Origin of the sequence: Gracilibacillus orientalis (genome assembly GCF_900114645.1) — a bacterium.
Taxonomy (GTDB): Bacteria; Bacillota; Bacilli; order Bacillales; family Amphibacillaceae; genus Gracilibacillus; species Gracilibacillus orientalis.
In genome coordinates, this window is sequence record NZ_FOTR01000006.1 from 186,506 (window position 1) to 202,593 (window position 16,088).

The 16,088-nt window shown below is 36.7% G+C and carries 17 protein-coding genes and 1 pseudogene; 10 read left to right on the forward strand and 8 right to left on the reverse strand.

Annotation, left to right across the window (positions count from 1 at the left end):
• Positions 1-8 precede the first annotated feature (8 nt).
• From ilvB to BM121_RS12725, 8 genes are all read left to right on the forward strand, one after another.
• Positions 9-1,742 (forward strand): biosynthetic-type acetolactate synthase large subunit, encoded by a 1,734-nt coding sequence (gene ilvB, locus BM121_RS12690; protein WP_091484016.1) that lies wholly within the window; start codon positions 9-11, stop codon positions 1,740-1,742.
• Positions 1,739-2,257: an acetolactate synthase small subunit gene (gene ilvN / locus BM121_RS12695; protein ID WP_091484017.1), complete on the forward strand. Its 519-nt coding sequence runs from the start codon at positions 1,739-1,741 to the stop codon at positions 2,255-2,257. Before ilvB ends, ilvN begins: the two co-directional genes overlap by 4 nt.
• 50 nt (positions 2,258-2,307) lie before the next feature.
• Positions 2,308-3,339 (forward strand): ketol-acid reductoisomerase, encoded by a 1,032-nt coding sequence (ilvC, locus tag BM121_RS12700; RefSeq protein ID WP_091484018.1) that lies wholly within the window; start codon positions 2,308-2,310, stop codon positions 3,337-3,339.
• On the forward strand, positions 3,326-4,849 hold the full coding sequence (locus tag BM121_RS12705; RefSeq protein ID WP_091484019.1) for a 2-isopropylmalate synthase: 1,524 nt from the start codon (positions 3,326-3,328) through the stop codon (positions 4,847-4,849). Before ilvC ends, BM121_RS12705 begins: the two co-directional genes overlap by 14 nt.
• Before the next feature lie 24 nt (positions 4,850-4,873).
• Complete coding sequence (leuB, locus tag BM121_RS12710; RefSeq protein ID WP_091484020.1) at positions 4,874-5,938, forward strand: 3-isopropylmalate dehydrogenase; 1,065 nt, start codon at positions 4,874-4,876, stop codon at positions 5,936-5,938.
• Positions 5,939-6,045: 107 nt separating this feature from the next.
• Positions 6,046-7,464, forward strand: a complete 1,419-nt coding sequence (gene leuC / locus BM121_RS12715; RefSeq protein ID WP_091484021.1) for a 3-isopropylmalate dehydratase large subunit — start codon at positions 6,046-6,048, stop codon at positions 7,462-7,464.
• Positions 7,465-7,486: 22 nt separating this feature from the next.
• Positions 7,487-8,071 carry a 3-isopropylmalate dehydratase small subunit gene (leuD, locus tag BM121_RS12720; protein WP_091484022.1) on the forward strand — a complete coding sequence of 195 codons (585 nt, stop codon included), beginning with the start codon at positions 7,487-7,489 and terminating at the stop codon, positions 8,069-8,071.
• A 361-nt stretch (positions 8,072-8,432) separates the two neighbouring features.
• Positions 8,433-9,134: a TraR/DksA C4-type zinc finger protein gene (locus tag BM121_RS12725; RefSeq protein WP_091484023.1), complete on the forward strand. Its 702-nt coding sequence runs from the start codon at positions 8,433-8,435 to the stop codon at positions 9,132-9,134.
• A gap of 72 nt (positions 9,135-9,206) precedes the next feature.
• Here the strand turns inward: BM121_RS12725 and BM121_RS22465 are convergent, their stop codons facing one another.
• Positions 9,207-9,536: a winged helix-turn-helix transcriptional regulator gene (locus BM121_RS22465; RefSeq protein WP_245780805.1), complete on the reverse strand. Its 330-nt coding sequence runs from the start codon at positions 9,534-9,536 to the stop codon at positions 9,207-9,209.
• Between the two features lie 33 nt (positions 9,537-9,569).
• A pseudogene (locus BM121_RS22470) lies at positions 9,570-9,866 on the reverse strand (winged helix-turn-helix transcriptional regulator); the annotation flags it as partial.
• A 207-nt stretch (positions 9,867-10,073) separates the two neighbouring features.
• On the opposite strand from BM121_RS22470, the gene hxlA reads away from it, so the two are divergent.
• Both hxlA and hxlB read left to right on the forward strand, forming a co-directional pair.
• Positions 10,074-10,706 carry a 3-hexulose-6-phosphate synthase gene (hxlA, locus tag BM121_RS12735; RefSeq protein ID WP_091484025.1) on the forward strand — a complete coding sequence of 211 codons (633 nt, stop codon included), beginning with the start codon at positions 10,074-10,076 and terminating at the stop codon, positions 10,704-10,706.
• A 4-nt stretch (positions 10,707-10,710) separates the two neighbouring features.
• Positions 10,711-11,268, forward strand: a complete 558-nt coding sequence (gene hxlB / locus BM121_RS12740; protein ID WP_091484026.1) for a 6-phospho-3-hexuloisomerase — start codon at positions 10,711-10,713, stop codon at positions 11,266-11,268.
• Positions 11,269-11,354: 86 nt separating this feature from the next.
• Here hxlB and BM121_RS22300 read toward each other — a convergent pair whose 3' ends face one another.
• The 6 genes from BM121_RS22300 to BM121_RS12765 form a co-directional block, all read right to left on the reverse strand.
• On the reverse strand, positions 11,355-11,531 hold the full coding sequence (locus tag BM121_RS22300) for a hypothetical protein (protein WP_217649318.1): 177 nt from the start codon (positions 11,529-11,531) through the stop codon (positions 11,355-11,357).
• A gap of 208 nt (positions 11,532-11,739) precedes the next feature.
• Positions 11,740-12,135, reverse strand: a complete 396-nt coding sequence (locus BM121_RS12745) for a DUF4878 domain-containing protein (protein WP_175495424.1) — start codon at positions 12,133-12,135, stop codon at positions 11,740-11,742.
• Positions 12,136-12,261: 126 nt separating this feature from the next.
• A complete protein-coding gene (locus BM121_RS12750) occupies positions 12,262-13,296 on the reverse strand; it encodes a LolA-like protein (RefSeq protein WP_091484028.1) in 1,035 nt (344 codons plus the stop codon).
• On the reverse strand, positions 13,289-13,873 hold the full coding sequence (locus BM121_RS12755) for a sigma-70 family RNA polymerase sigma factor (protein ID WP_091484029.1): 585 nt from the start codon (positions 13,871-13,873) through the stop codon (positions 13,289-13,291). Before BM121_RS12755 ends, BM121_RS12750 begins: the two co-directional genes overlap by 8 nt.
• A gap of 712 nt (positions 13,874-14,585) precedes the next feature.
• Positions 14,586-15,212, reverse strand: a complete 627-nt coding sequence (locus BM121_RS12760) for a DUF421 domain-containing protein (protein ID WP_091484030.1) — start codon at positions 15,210-15,212, stop codon at positions 14,586-14,588.
• A 102-nt stretch (positions 15,213-15,314) separates the two neighbouring features.
• A complete protein-coding gene (locus BM121_RS12765; protein ID WP_091484031.1) occupies positions 15,315-16,061 on the reverse strand; it encodes a CPBP family intramembrane glutamic endopeptidase in 747 nt (248 codons plus the stop codon).
• Positions 16,062-16,088 lie beyond the last annotated feature (27 nt).

Genomic DNA, 16,088 nt, shown 5'->3' on the forward strand with positions numbered 1-16,088 from the left:
GGATTATAATGGAAAGAACACAAAAACAAGTACAATCAGCTACAGAATACAATGAGCCAAAAACAGGTGCTGATCTACTTGTCGAATCGTTAATTAACGAAGGTGTCGACACATTATTCGGCTACCCTGGTGGAGCAGCTTTACCTATTTTCGACGCTCTTTACAAAGCCCAAGATGCTTTCGATCAAATCCTGGCTCGACATGAACAAGGGTCCATTCATGCAGCAGAAGGTTATGCAAGAGTTTCCGGAAAGCCTGGTATTGTTGTGGCAACATCAGGTCCTGGTGCGACAAACTTAGTAACTGGTATTGCTGACGCGATGATTGATTCCTTACCTATGGTTATCATTACAGGTCAAGTTGCACAAGGTGTGATTGGAACGGATGCATTTCAAGAAGTAGATGTTATGGGTGTTACTACACCAATTACAAAGCATAATTATCAAGTTCGCGACGTTAAAGATTTGCCTCGAATCGTCAAAGAAGCTTTTCATATTGCAACAACAGGACGTCCTGGTCCAGTATTAATTGATATGCCAAAAGACATTTCTGGTGAAGTGATAGAAGCAGAATTCACACCAAATGTTGAATTGGATCTACCAGGGTACCAGCCAACAACCAAACCTAATCCTTTGCAAACGAAAAAGCTTGCTGAAGCAATTGGAAAGGCAAAAAAACCAGTTCTTTTAACAGGTGCAGGTATCCTGTTTGCAAAAGCTTCAGAAGAAGTACAAGAATTTGCTGAAAAATATTCAATACCTGTTGCCTCTACCCTGCTAGGATTAGGAGCATTCCCTGGTGACCACCCGTTATTTATGGGAATGGCAGGTATGCACGGAACATATGCATCCAATACCGCTTTGTATGAATGTGACTTATTAATCAATATTGGAGCAAGGTTTGACGACCGTTTAACTGGTAAATTAACGTCCTTTGCGCCGAATGCCACTGTAGCTCACATTGATATTGATCCTGCAGAGATTGGTAAAAATGTCGCTACTGATATACCAATTGTTGGAGATGCTAAGGCAGCATTAAAGAAACTATTATCACATGATATCAAACACCCTGAACATGATGAATGGCTGGTTGGCATTCACGAAAACAAAGAAAATTATCCGTTATGGTTCAATAATCCTGACCAGGAAATGATCGGCCAATGGGTTATTAAAAAAATTCACGAAGCAACCAAAGGAAATGCTATTGTGACAACGGATGTTGGGCAACATCAAATGTGGACCGCACAATATTATACCTTTACAAAACCTGACAAATGGGTTTCATCAGGTGGATTGGGAACAATGGGCTTCGGTTTCCCTTCAGCAATCGGTGCACAACTTGCGAAGCCGGATGAAACAGTTGTAGCAATCGTTGGTGATGGTGGTTTCCAAATGACGCTGCAGGAACTATCCATCCTGCAAGAAAAAGGCTTGCCAGTTAAAGTAATCATTGTAAACAATCAAGCATTGGGAATGGTTAGACAATGGCAGGAAAAATTCTATTCGGAACGTTACTCACAATCAATCTTTAATATTCAGCCAGATTTTGTTAAATTGGCAGAATCCTATAATGTTAAAGGAATGAAATTAACAACACAAGATGAGTTTATCAAAGCTCTACCTGAGATCTTTGATTATGAGGGTCCAGTAGTAGTAGATGCTCGCGTACTACAACAGGAAAATGTATTCCCGATGATAGCACCCGGTACAGGATTAAATGACATGATTGGGGTGAAACCATGAAACGAATTATAACCGCAACGGTTAGAAATCGCAGTGGTGTATTAAACCGGATAACAAGTCTCTTACAAAGGCGTCAATTCAACATCGAAAGTATCTCTGTCGGCAGAACCGAAACAGAAGGTATGAGTAAAATGACATTTGTTGTCGATGTCGAAGACTCACAAAAGTTAGAACAAGTTACCAAGCAGCTAAATAAGCAAATAGATGTTATAAAAGTTTCAGACATTACGGATAAAGCTATCGTAGCACGTGAACTTGCCCTGATTAAAATTGTAAGTAACAGCCAATTACGGGCAGAGATTCAAGGAATCATTGAACCGTTTCGTGCTTCGATTATCGATGTAAGTAAAGATAGTTTATCCATCCAAGTTACTGGTAAACCAGATAAAGTCGAAGCATTAATTGAACTGCTCAGACCATATGGCATTAAAGAATTAGCACGCACAGGCGTAACAGCTTTTGCTCGTGGACAGCAACCCCATACAGATAGCAGTTTTCAATCACTATTAGGTTAATAATAATAACATTATTATAAATAAAATTAATTGAGAGGATGTAGTTTATTATGACTAAAGTACTTTACAACAACAATATTAACGAAGAGGTATTACAATCTAAAAAAATCGCGATTATCGGTTATGGTTCTCAAGGTCATGCCCATGCATTAAACCTAAAAGAAAGTGGCTTTGATGTAGTGGTAGGTCTACGTAAAGGTCGTTCTTGGGATAAAGCTGTAGAAGATGGTGTAGATGTGAAATCTGTAGCAGATGCATCGAAAGAAGCAGATGTAATTATGGTCCTACTTCCAGACGAATATCAGCCATCCATCTATAAAGAGGCAATTGAGCCAAACTTAGAAGGTGGAAATGCAATTGTATTCGCTCATGGATTTAATATTCACTTTAATCAAATCGTACCACCAGCAGATGTAGATGTATTTCTTGTAGCACCTAAAGGTCCTGGTCACTTAGTACGCAGAACTTATGAAGAAGGTGCTGGAGTACCTGCACTTTACGGTATTTTCCAAGATGCAACAGGTCAAGCAACAGATGTTGCCCTAGCTTATGCAAAAGGTATCGGAGCAGGCCGTGCTGGTATTCTTGAAACTAGTTTCCAAGAAGAAACAGAAACAGATTTATTCGGTGAGCAAGCTGTACTTTGTGGTGGTGCTTCTGCTCTTGTGAAAGCAGGTTTTGAAACCCTTGTAGAAGCAGGATATCAACCAGAAGTTGCCTATTTCGAATGTTTACACGAATTAAAGCTAATCGTTGACTTATTATATGAAGGTGGTTTAGAGAACATGCGCCACTCTATTTCAGATACTGCTGAATGGGGAGATTTCATGTCAGGTCCACGCATTGTTGACGAAGATACAAAAGCACGTATGAAAGATGTATTATCCGATATCCAAACAGGTAAATTTGCTCAAGGATGGATTCTTGAAAATCAGGCTAACCGTCCTCGTTATACAGCTATTAAAAAAGCAGAAAGCGAACATCAAATCGAAAAGGTAGGTAGAGAACTGCGTGAATTAATGCCGTTTGTTAAGCAAAAGGCTATTAATAAAAAGGAAGTGGTCTCTAATGACTCAAATTAAGATTTTTGATACGACACTTCGTGATGGTGAACAATCACCTGGTGTCAATCTAAATCAGCTAGAAAAATTAGAGCTTGCTAAACAATTAGAACGCTTTGGGGTAGATGTAATGGAAGCAGGATTCCCTGCTTCCTCCAAAGGCGATTTTGAAGCAGTGAAACAAATTGCCGAAACAGTGAAGAATGTATCCGTAGCCGGTTTAGCTCGTGCGGTTAAATCCGATATTAATGCATGTCGTGATGCTTTAATAAACGCGACTAATCCCAGGCTTCACATTTTTATCGCTACCTCCCCTATTCATATGGAATATAAATTAAAGAAAACACCTGAAGAAGTTATTGAAACAGCTGTTGAAATGGTCGAATACGGTAAACAATTTTTTGATCACGTCGAATGGTCTGCAGAGGATGCATCACGAACAGACTTAGACTTCCTGACAAAGATTATTGAGAAAGTAATTGATGCTGGAGCTACCGTTATTAACTTACCTGACACCGTTGGTTACACGATGCCAAGAGAATATGGTGCCATGTTTAAATATATTAAAGAAAATGTACCAAATATTCACAAAGCTGATCTTTCTTGTCACTGTCATGATGACTTAGGGATGGCTTTAGCTAACTCGGTTGCTGCAGTGGAAAATGGTGCTACCCAAGTCGAAGGTACGATTAACGGTATCGGAGAACGTGCGGGTAATGCATCTTTAGAAGAATTTGCCGTAGCTTTAAAAATTCGCAATGATTATTATCCTTATCATACTAATTTAGTTTTAAATGAAATTAAACGTACTAGTGATATGGTGAGTAAATTCACCGGTATGACTGTACCTGGAAATAAGGCAGTTGTTGGTCGTAATGCTTTTGCGCATGAATCTGGCATTCACCAAGATGGTGTATTAAAGAATGCTCAAACATATGAAATTATAACACCAGAATTAGTTGGTGTTCATTCTAACAACCTTGTATTAGGTAAACACTCTGGTCGCCATGCATTTACTGATAAAATTAAACAGCTTGGCTATGACCTTCCAGAAGATAAGATTAAAGAAGCATTTAAGGCGTTTAAATTATTAACAGACCGTAAAAAAGAAGTCACTGACGAAGATTTGTTTGCAATCCTTACTGACATCCAAACAGATACCTCGAATGTGAAACGTTATAAGCTAGATAATTTCCAAGTACAATATGGGTCCAATGACCAACCTAGTGCGACAGTGTCACTGTCCAATCCAAATAATGAAAAAGTAAAAGATACGAGCACAGGTTCAGGAAGTGTTGAAGCACTTTATAACACATTAGATCAAATTATTTTGGAAGAAACACACCTTACTGATTTTCAACTCAATTCAATCGGTCAAGGACGTGATGCACTCGCAGAAGTTCACGTCAGCTTAACCGTTGACGGAAAGACTGTAAGTGGACGTGGTTCTGCACAAGACGTATTAGAGGCGGCAGTGCAAGCATATCTAAACGGTGTAAACCGAGCTATTTATCAGAAGAAAGCAATCTAAATCGGGATGTAGGAGGTCAATGAATTGACAGGTAAAATCGTACTGCTTCCGGGTGATGGAATTGGAGCAGAAGTTATCTATGCTGCCAAAGACGTCCTAGAAGCAATCACCAAAAAATATAATAAACCTTTTGAATTTTCTTCATACGACATCGGTGGAGTTGCCATTGATAATCATAATACTCCCCTTCCTGATGAAACGGTTAAAGCTTGTAAAAATGCAGATGCTGTTTTATTAGGTGCTGTTGGTGGTCCAAAGTGGGATAATAATCCCTCTGATTTACGACCTGAACGTGGTTTGCTAGGCATTCGCAAAGCGCTTGATTTATATGCAAACCTCCGCCCTGTTAAAGGCTTTAAGAAACTTTTACATGCATCTCCTTTAAAAGAAGAAATCATACAAGGCAGTGACTTACTAATTGTCCGCGAACTGACTGGTGGTTTATATTTTGGCCAGCCTAGTGAACGCTTTGATAATGGTAATGCTGTTGTTGATACATTAGCATATACGAGAAAAGAGATGGAACGCATTATCGATAAAGCCTTTCAAAGTGCGGAGTTACGCAATAAACAGCTAACCTCCGTTGATAAAGCTAACGTGTTAGAGTCTAGTAAACTATGGAGAGAAATTGTTGAAGAGAAAAAGGCTGACTATCCAAATGTCACTGTTGATCATGTGTTAGTAGATGCTGCGGCAATGAAACTAATCACAAATCCAACACAATTTGATGTTATTGTTACAGAGAATATGTTTGGTGATATTTTAAGTGATGAAGCTTCTGTTCTAACTGGATCACTTGGGATGCTCCCTTCTGCCAGCTTAGCAGAAGATGGTGTTGGTTTATATGAACCTGCACATGGCTCTGCACCTGATATCGCTGGTAAAGGTATAGCCAATCCAATTGCAATGATCCTCTCTGCTGCCATGATGCTTCGCTATTCTTTTAATATGAATGAAGAAGCACAAGCAATTGAAGATGCAGTAGAAAAAATAGTAAATCAAAACTATTACACCGCAGATTTAAAAAATGACAATGGAGAACTAGTCAACACAACCGAAATGACACAACTAATCGTAGATGCGATCTAAAATAAGAAGGAAAAATTTCGGCGTAACCTATTCCAAATAGAAAAACGCCGATCTTTTTCTAAGCGAAACTTTAGCAATAATTAACACAAACGTAAGGAGTGAAATAAATGAGAAAATCAAAGACTATTATTGAGAAGATTTGGGAAAAACACGTCGTTCATGATGAAACAGGAAAACCTGATCTTTTATATATTGACTTGCACTTAGTCCATGAGGTTACTTCCCCTCAAGCATTTGAAGGACTTAGGATTAACAATCGAAAAGTACGTCAACCTGATCGTACATTTGCAACTATGGATCACAACGTGCCAACGATACACCGTAATGTTATCAAAGATGAAGTATCCAAAACACAAATGGAAAAATTAAAAACAAACTGTGATGAGTTCGGTGTACCTTTAGCAGATATCCACCACCCAGACCAAGGTATCGTGCACGTAATCGGGCCAGAATTAGGATTGACACAACCTGGTAAGACAATTGTTTGTGGGGATAGCCACACCTCTACTCACGGAGCATTTGGTGCATTAGCGTTCGGTATAGGTACCAGTGAAGTGGAACACGTATTAGCTACCCAAACAATCTGGCAGCAAAAACCGAAAACATTAAATGTAAAAATTAACGGCAATTTAGGTACAGGTGTTACTGCCAAAGACTTAATTTTAGCAATTATAGGCAAATTTGGTGTTAAATTCGGAACCGGATATGTTATTGAATATACTGGCGAAGCCGTTCGAAACCTATCAATGGAAGGTCGAATGACAATATGTAACATGTCAATTGAAGCTGGTGCCCGTGCCGGATTAATCAGTCCAGATGACACTACCGTGGAATTTTTACGCGGAAAACGTCATGTACCAGATGGTGAAGCTTTTGATCAGATTGCTGAAGAATGGAAAGCATTAGCGACTGACGAAGGTGCTGCTTATGATGAACAGGTTGAAATCGATGCAGACGAAATCGAACCACAGGTCACCTGGGGAACAAACCCTGGAATGTGTATTCCAGTGAGTGGAAATGTTCCAACAATGGATAATACGAATAATGAAAATGACCGCGAGGAAATTAAACGTGCATTAGAATACATGGGACTTGAAGGCGGCGAACCTATCTCTTCTGTCGAAATAGAACATGTATTTATCGGATCATGCACCAACTCTCGCCTTGCAGACTTGAAAAGAGCATCCGAAATTGTGAAAGGACAAAAAGTTAACACTAATGTTAATGCTATTGTTGTACCTGGCTCACACAGTGTCAAAGTCGAAGCCGAAAAAGAAGGTATTGACGTTATCTTTAAAGAAGCTGGTTTTGAATGGCGTGACGCTGGTTGCAGTATGTGTCTGGCAATGAACGATGACTTTGTTCCAGAAGGTGAACGTTGTGCTTCAACTTCTAACCGCAACTTTGAAGGTCGTCAAGGTACTGGTGCTCGTACACACTTAGTGAGTCCGGAAATGGCTGCTGCTGCTGCAATCAAAGGACACTTTGTTGATGTTCGTCATTTAGGTGTTCCAACACCAAGCTAAGTTTAAAAGGAGGTCACGATAAATGGAACCAATTCGTAAACATGAGGGGCTAGTTTATCCTTTAAATCGTGCGAATGTAGATACAGATCAAATCATTCCCAAACAATTTTTGAAACGTATTTCACGCCAAGGTTTTGGTCAATTCGTTTTTTATAACTGGCGTTTTGATTCAAAAGGTGCATTGCGTGAAAATTTCTCTTTAAATCAACCGAAGTATGAAGGGACATCTATCTTAGTTGCTGGTGAAAACTTCGGTTGCGGATCTTCTCGGGAGCATGCTCCATGGGCATTACAAGATTATGGTTTTAGAGTAATCATTGCCCCAAGTTATGCTGATATTTTTTATAATAATTGTACGAAAAACGGTATTCTTCCTGTTAAATTAACGGCAGAAGAAGTACAGACAATAGTTGAAAATGCTGAATCAGATCAATATTATTTAACCGTTGACCTAGAAGCAAAGAAACTTTATGACAATCATGGTTTTGAAGCGTCTTTTGATTTAGATGATTATAAACGAGAAATGCTTCTAAACGGTTGGGATGAAATTGCTGTTACCTTAACACATGCTGATAAAATTACCGAGTTTGAAAAAGCCCGTAGCTAAAAAGAAAAGTGCAGAACGCCCGTATAGAAATGTAGCGACTTCGGAATCCACTGAGATAAAGGAATCAAGGTGAACATGCGAACCCAAGATGACTTTCGCCCAAGGGCATAAGGTGCCTCTGGTTTCACCAATCATCAAGTCTTCCTTATCGTAGGGCACTTTCGGGTAGACATCTCCGTTTATACTGTCTTACTGTATGAAAAATGCTGATTTCCTTATTATAAGGAAGTCAGTTTTTTTATGATTCGTCTACATTTTATATTATCTCCTCGCTTCTCTCCTTTATCCATTTAATTTTCCAAAATCATCTTTAGTGTAATATAAAGATTCGGACATACTAAGATATAAGGAGGTGTAAAATTTGCTACATCCCATTGACTTACAACAATGTAAACAAGAATTATTAGAGCGACAAATAATAATAAAACAGCATCTAAAAGATCATTTCGGCTTAGAACAAGCCTTAAATCAAGAATCGACTTCTGAATTATCCAATTACGATAACCATCCAGCTGATACAGGTTCAGAGTTATTTGAAAGAGAGAAAGATATTGCCCTTAATGAACACGAGGAAAAAGAATTAGCTGATATCAAACACGCATTACAAGCAATTGAAAATGAAAGCTATGGCAAATGTGAGGTCTGTCATAACGATATACCCGGTGAACGAATGATGGCAATGCCTACCACTACTCGATGTATGACACACGCTGAACGTGATATAGATAAACAACAACGGCCAATCGAAGAAGACATTCTTCATTCAAATATCGATGAACAGGAATTAGAAGGTGACGATCATACGATGTTTGACGGCGAGGATGCTTGGCAAAGCGTTGAACAATATGGTTCTTCTGATGGTCCTTCTGACTTTTATGATACTGAAAAAGATTACGATAATATGTACTACCATTCCAAAGAACAAGTGGGCAGTGTAGAGGAACTGGAAGGATTTTTATTAGCTGGAATGGATGGAAAATATATAGGCGTCAATGAAGCACATGAAAAATATGAAGATTATTTAGATGAGAATGATATTAAGTCTATTCTATATGATGAGTAAAAATTTTTGTAGGGCCTCCTATTGAAACAGGTTGGTCCTACAAAAATCCTTTTACCTCTTGAAATCCATACATTAGTGGGAAGACTTAAGTTCCTGATCTTGTTGTTTCATATAACTCCTTCCCCATTCTTCTAACATATGCAAAATAGGGAGTAGACTTTTTCCTTTGTCCGTCAAGGAATATTCTACCTTTGGAGGTACAACAGGATATACTTCTCGGTGGATTAAACCACTTTTCTCCAGTTCCCTCAACTTGTTTGTTAACATTTTTTGAGTAACGCTAGGAATTAATTTTCTAAGCTCTCCAAAACGTTTCATACCTTGTAATCCTAAATGGCACAAGATAATTAGCTTCCACTTTCCCTCTATCACAGATAAAGTTAGCGTTTTTTCATAATAAATACCATAATTTCCTTGTAACTCTTGTTTTAGATTTTCCTTACCCCATGTATAAAACAATTCTAAGATAGGTAGCAAGCTCTTTCCATGATTTGTTAAGGAGTATTCTACCTTTGGTGGGGCAACACGATATACTTTTCGATAAACAATGTTATTACTTTCTAATTCTCTCAGCTGATTTGTTAACATCTGCTGCGTAATATTAGGAATTAATGCTCGTAATTCCCCAAACCTCTTGGTCCCTTTTAAACCTAAATGGCATAAAATAGTTATTTTCCATTTGCCTTCTATAACAGACAATGTTAATTCCTTTTCAGGATAAAAATTTTCCATTTTTCAAGATCCAACCCCATTCTTATCCGTTAGTCTATTTTATGATACTATATCAAAAATAAGTGCCTACTTACAGAAATGTGATTTAGTCTATATAATTGACTAAGTAATGACCGCTTATCCTGATGAAAATTTAAAGCAGGGATAATAGTGGTAGTAAGTTATTAAAACACTGTAGTTAAATACTTAATAAGGAGACTTGATCAAATGGAATTACAATTAGCGCTAGATCTTGTTAACATTCCGGAAGCAAAAGAAGTAATTAAAGAAGTTGAGAATCAGATTGATATTGTAGAAATTGGTACACCTATTGTTAAGATAGAAGGACTTAAAGCTGTAAGGGAAATAAAAGAAGCCTTCCCTAATTTACAAGTATTAGCTGACTTAAAAACGATGGACGCTGCAGGTTATGAAGTGCTAAAAGCCTCTGAGGCAAAAGCTGACATTGTTACTATTCTAGGAGTGGCGGAAGATGAATCCATCAAAGGCGCTGTAGAAGAAGCTAAAAAACAAGGAAAGAAAATATTGGTTGATTTAATCGCTGTGAAGGACATTGAAACAAGAGCAAAAGAGTTGGATGCTCTTGATGTAGATTACATTTGTGTTCATACGGGGTATGATTTGCAGGCAGTCGGAAAGAACTCTCTTGAAGATCTTCTAAAGATTAAACAAGTTGTGAAAAATGCTAAAACCGCAATTGCCGGTGGTATTAAACTAGAAACACTTCCAGAGGTTATCAAAGCCCAACCTGATTTAGTTATTGTTGGTGGAGGAATTGCTAATCAAGAAGATAAACAGGCTGTTGCAACAAAAATGCGAGAAATGATTAAACAAGGATAATTTTATGAATACTACACAATATTTAAAGGAAATTATTGCTGAACTGTCCCACTCAGTAGACCTAATCGACCAGCAGGAAGCGGAGGAACTAGTAAACAAAATTTCCGACTCTAATAAGGTATTCGTTGGAGGTGCTGGTAGATCAGGCTTTATGGCTAAATCGTTTGCTATGCGCATGATGCATATGGGGATTGATGCCTATACAATTGGTGAAACCGTAACACCTAGCTTTGAAAAAGACGATATCTTAATCATTGCCTCTGGATCAGGTGAGACTAAAAGTCTTGTGACACTTGCTGAAAAAGCTAAAGATATCGGCGGCAAAATAGCAGTCGTTACTTTATCGCCTGAGTCCACTATTGGAAAGCTTGCTGATTTCATCATTAAGTTACCAGGAGCACCTAAAGAGCAAACAGATACTGAGTATAAAACAATCCAACCTATGGGATCACTGTTTGAGCAAACTTCCTTACTATTCTATGATGCCGTTATTTTAAGATTTATGGAAAAAAAAGGTTTAGATACGAATGAAATGTATGGAAAACACGCTAATCTGGAATAGATATGTAAGTTAGAAATGCGCAGAGCGCCCGCTTAAAACAAGAGTGGCTGGAGCGAATCAATTGAGATAAAGGAATCACGGTGAGTTTACGAACCGATGATGACAGGCATAAGGGCGACTAAGCCTCTGATTTCACCAATCGGCAAGTCTTCTTTATCGTAGGATGATTGGTGAAGTCGCCTAGTTTTTGGGCGCTCGGAGCTAGACAAATCCTCTAATTTCTTACTTAGTAATGAAAAGAAGCTAAAATGTGTCGTCAACATGTTTAGCTTCTTTTTCATTGCTATTTCCTTGTTCTTATAACAACCGTGTTTTTCGGACCAATAAGGGTAGCCGTCATTCCGATTATTCCATAAAGTAAAAACACAGTGGCATAGTCCCGTACTCCAACTATACGGTGGTGTTAAATCGTTAATCGGTTGCATTTGAAGTATATTACCATTAAACATTTCTAGAGTAGAGAAATCAATTTTATGTTGCTTCTGCTATATGTTCTACTTCACCTGGTTCATATTCTGCATATGTTATCTTCCATTGATTGTCGATCCGTTTCACCTTAGCAGGTAATTGGTCAATAGCACCATCAGCATATTCGATTTCTACTATAACTTCAAAAAAGGAATCAGAAACTTTATTTGATTCCATAATTTCAAAGTCGATAAAAGATGATGTACGAAGATTATCCTTATAACTTTCTAACTGTTTTTCCTTCGAGGCCAAGCGATCATCATCCATATAAGTTGCAAAGGTTTCCACGTCACCTACTATTAAAGCCTTGAATGGTGATTCAACAACTTCTTTTGGAGTGCCTTCATCTTGTAGAAAAGCGTTACCGATAAAACAAAGAGATAATAAAAGTATACCCACCATTGACCATACTAGAATTTTTCTATTGATTCTTTCATTCCTCCTTTATTGAAACATTACCATTTTATTCCTTATAAAGATAGAGAGTTGGCGGGAATTTTTCAACTATTTTAAAGTAAAAGTCTTTTATTTCCATTCAAATTGATCTTCAGAATATCCATCAGGTATTTCAATGGAAAAAGTAGAATTATCTACTTTTTGGTTTATCTTAATGTGGTCCGTTTCAAGATAGTCCACCACTTCATCTTTTTCATTATAAATTTCCTTCTTTAGAAGAATTCCGGTTTGTCGGTCTACCCAAAATTTAAAAGCTGATCCTGTTGTTTTAGTAGCGCTATATTCATCTAATGTTCCTTTGATTACTATTACTTTGCGATCAAGTAAATCAGCAGATTGTTTTTCGATCTCCCATTCCTCATAATCTTTTAAAAAGTTAGTAGCTATTTCATATGGAAAAACTGAATTATTAGCATACCCAACTCGCGGACGTCCTCTCTTCCTACTTACTGGTTCACCATCATCATTTTCACCATATACCTCCTCTAAAGTAATTGGACCATTATCATTAAAAGCTGCATCTTCAGATAAAAGATATTCTTTGCCGTCGTGATTAAGTTTTAAAAACTCCTTTTCATTAAACACAACCGATTCACTATCTGAGTATTCCGTATTATCCTGTGTAAATTTAGAATTCGTTGTAACATTTCCACCTAGCTGACCTTCTAAGAGACTTATCGTATACTCTACATTTGCTGTTTCATATGGTGTTTGAGACCTAAACTCTCCTTCTACTGTATCAAAATGATCTACTGTATTTAACATAAGAAGATGTACCTCTTCTTTTGATAAAGTTTCTATTTTTTGCTCACTATCTTTTTCCTCAACCTCTTTTTCCTTTTGATTTATACTTTGACTTACATTGTTATTTGGATTTGGTGAATGTCCAGCATTAAAATTGTTATTTATAAGTATTCCTAAGAACAAAATGACAGAAAAAACTGCTACAACACTTAATATTCTAGGCATCATATTTGTAAAAGATCTTCTTTTCTTAATGTTTATCTGTTCAAAAATATTTTGTTTGTGTTTATTTTCAAATTTAACCTCTTTTAACTCAGAAGAAATCATATCTTTCCTTAGGTTCTTTAATTTTTTATCCATTATAAAGGTCACCTCTTTCCAATGTTTTTCTAAGAGATTCTTTTGCTTTCTTCAACCTTGTTTTGATGGTGTTTTCATTTAATTGAAGTATCTCTTTAATTTCTCTAATCTTTAATTCTTCAAAATAATATAATATAATTACCTCTCTATATTTTGGAGCTAAAGAAAAAACATTTTCAGTCAGAATACTAGAAGTATCATTCTTTAAATAGATAGACTCTGTTGACTCGGTTTTTTTACGACTAAAGATACTTTGAAGTATATCAGTCGGAATCATACGTTTAACATAAGAACTTCTCAAATAATCTTTGCAACCATTAATCGTAATCCGATAAACCCAACTTCTTATGGAAGCATTGTCTTTTAATTGATTCCTCTTCTGATAACACTTCAGAAACGCATTTTGAGTTAAATCTTCAGCAATAGCTTTATCTCTTACATAACTATAAGCCAACCAAATCATTTCCTGCCCATATTCGTTCATTAAGTCATTTAACCAAATTTCTGCATTTACTTGATTCATATTAGTATTTTCCATTTCTATAAGATTAGTTTGTTTAGAAAAATTGCTGGGCATGTGTTCACTCCTTTCTCAAATATAAGACGTAGCTCAGAATTGTTTAGTTTTGTGTTTTTAAAATTTCCTTATTGAGGAGTTTAATTTTTAGGGCGATATGTCTAAGAAACGGAAATAAGCCCATCATCGATGGGCTTATAATACAAATCGTTTATCTAGTTCACATCAAATAGACCATAGGGAGTAATGTGATTATAATTTAAAAGAGAAAGAGCATGTAAATCTTCATGTGTCATGTTCTCAAGCCTCTTTGCTCTTTCATCGTGTTTTCGATTTTAATATCCGACCAAACTATTTTGAAGAAGCCAAAGAAATAGCACAGCAATTTCCTTAGCTTCTACCTGGTTCTTCTGAATTTAACCATTGTTACCGGAGAAGATTAATCGACCGCAGAATTCTATTCTCGACTACGTTGAACCTTTTTTGAATCTCCAGTCTAATTTCTTCGTGCATTAAGAATCGCTTATGAAAATGGTTTTAATAGCCTTTCCAAGTTCACTCAATGCCCTATCAACCGGATGACTCTTGTTTTTCAAAATGGCTTATTAAACTTTTATGCTGTAGCATACTTCACATTTTTTGTTGATAAATAAGATCTCAATTAATTAACTTTTGAGCAATAACAAGTTGCAAATTCAAATCAGACTCGTTCATCCCCTGATGCAACTTGTAGGACCTACTACTAATAGGAATGGTTCTAAAAAGAATTGATTTACTCTAAATGTTTGGGTGGAGGAGTTTGATGTTGCTTATCTGCTACTTCCTGAAATATATTATCTTGTTCTTTCGGATTTTGCGTATTATTATCCGTATTCTTTTGCAAAACATTTAAGGCTGTTTGAAGTTGCTTTAATTGAGTATTAACTTGTTGAAAATCACCTTTAGTCATTGGTTGAGCATCAGATTTTAACAAATAACCTATCTGCCCATTTGGTTCTATTGTTGCCCATTCAACATCACTGATTTTAGTTACATTTTGTTGACGTAATAACATTTCCAGTAAATCTACTGTTAAACGGTACTTCTTAAGGTTTTTTTCAACTAATTGTCCATTCTCAATTAATATAGCTGATTTTCCTGTAATGAAATTTTCGACTTTGTCCGATTTAAGTTGAAAGTACTCCAATGCAATCAATGTAAGAATCAAAATGGCACAAACTCCAAATGTTACCCATATATTCTTACCAGATACCGGCTGAATCAGTAATGAACCAATCCCTATCATTAGGACGGTTTGTGCTAATGACATTTGTGATATCGATTTCCTGCCAGCTACACGAAGGAGTAACGTTCCAATTACTATGATTAAAATAGCTTTCCAAATCCAATCAAATTCCACAAGTAACACCCTTTCAGCTGAAATTATTATCCTAGATTTCTCCTGGGTGATATTCCTATACTTTCTTAGGATGGCTTGTGCATGATGGATTATGTATTATACTTATATAATTTCCAACATCGCTAACATTCCCGTTATCGCATACAGGTTCCAAATAATATGAAGAATTATTGGCACTACTAATGTATTAGTCAGACGATATACCCCGATAAAAATCATCCCCATAATCATGGCAGATAGAAAATGTCCTGGATGTAATGCGCCAAAAATAACGGCAGACACAATTAGTCCTATCCAAAATGAATATTTAACATCTAAAAATTTATGTACTAATCCTCTAAACATAATTTCTTCTTTAATCGGCGTTAATATGGTAAAGGCAAAGTAGAACAATAAAATATTAAACCAATGGTCTGACAAACCTTCTAAACCAAAGGTATCAATTTGGCTCCCGCCTTCTTCCCACTTAAACACATTGAGAATCAAAAATTGAATAATATAATTGGAGATCAATGCCAATAAAAGATATAAATATGTTTTCCCCTTTTTTAACGGTTTCAATGAGAATGCTGATTTAAGAAAATGTCGCACCTTCTTAAATAATAACAGAGCAATCACAAATCCAAGAGAATCTAGGATTAACGTATAATGACTTTCCATCAATAAGTTTGTATAATATCCTTCCCCCCCTCCATCTAATATAATTGCAACAATCCCAAATATTAAACCTATCACAAGCACAAAACCAAGGTAAGATAAGAAAAAGCTGATAATCCCACCCCAGCCAAATTTAGGATTTTCTTTCCTAGCATGTCTCTCATTTTCTTTGTTAAGAGCGGTTTCTTCCATTTCAAGGCCCCCTTTAAACATTTTTCG

Excerpts from the sequence above, each read along its gene's own strand:
- BM121_RS12765 (WP_091484031.1), bottom strand. The coding sequence starts at position 16,061 with ATGGAAGAAACCGCTCTTAACAAAGAAAATGAGAGACATGCTAGGAAA.
- ilvC (WP_091484018.1), top strand. The coding sequence starts at position 2,308 with ATGACTAAAGTACTTTACAACAACAATATTAACGAAGAGGTATTACAA.
- ilvN (WP_091484017.1), top strand. The coding sequence starts at position 1,739 with ATGAAACGAATTATAACCGCAACGGTTAGAAATCGCAGTGGTGTATTA.
- hxlB (WP_091484026.1), top strand. The coding sequence starts at position 10,711 with ATGAATACTACACAATATTTAAAGGAAATTATTGCTGAACTGTCCCAC.
- BM121_RS12750 (WP_091484028.1), bottom strand. The coding sequence starts at position 13,296 with ATGGATAAAAAATTAAAGAACCTAAGGAAAGATATGATTTCTTCTGAG.
- BM121_RS22300 (WP_217649318.1), bottom strand. The coding sequence starts at position 11,531 with ATGTTGACGACACATTTTAGCTTCTTTTCATTACTAAGTAAGAAATTA.
- leuD (WP_091484022.1), top strand. The coding sequence starts at position 7,487 with ATGGAACCAATTCGTAAACATGAGGGGCTAGTTTATCCTTTAAATCGT.
- leuC (WP_091484021.1), top strand. The coding sequence starts at position 6,046 with ATGAGAAAATCAAAGACTATTATTGAGAAGATTTGGGAAAAACACGTC.
- BM121_RS12755 (WP_091484029.1), bottom strand. The coding sequence starts at position 13,873 with ATGCCCAGCAATTTTTCTAAACAAACTAATCTTATAGAAATGGAAAAT.
- hxlA (WP_091484025.1), top strand. The coding sequence starts at position 10,074 with ATGGAATTACAATTAGCGCTAGATCTTGTTAACATTCCGGAAGCAAAA.
- BM121_RS12705 (WP_091484019.1), top strand. The coding sequence starts at position 3,326 with ATGACTCAAATTAAGATTTTTGATACGACACTTCGTGATGGTGAACAA.
- ilvB (WP_091484016.1), top strand. The coding sequence starts at position 9 with ATGGAAAGAACACAAAAACAAGTACAATCAGCTACAGAATACAATGAG.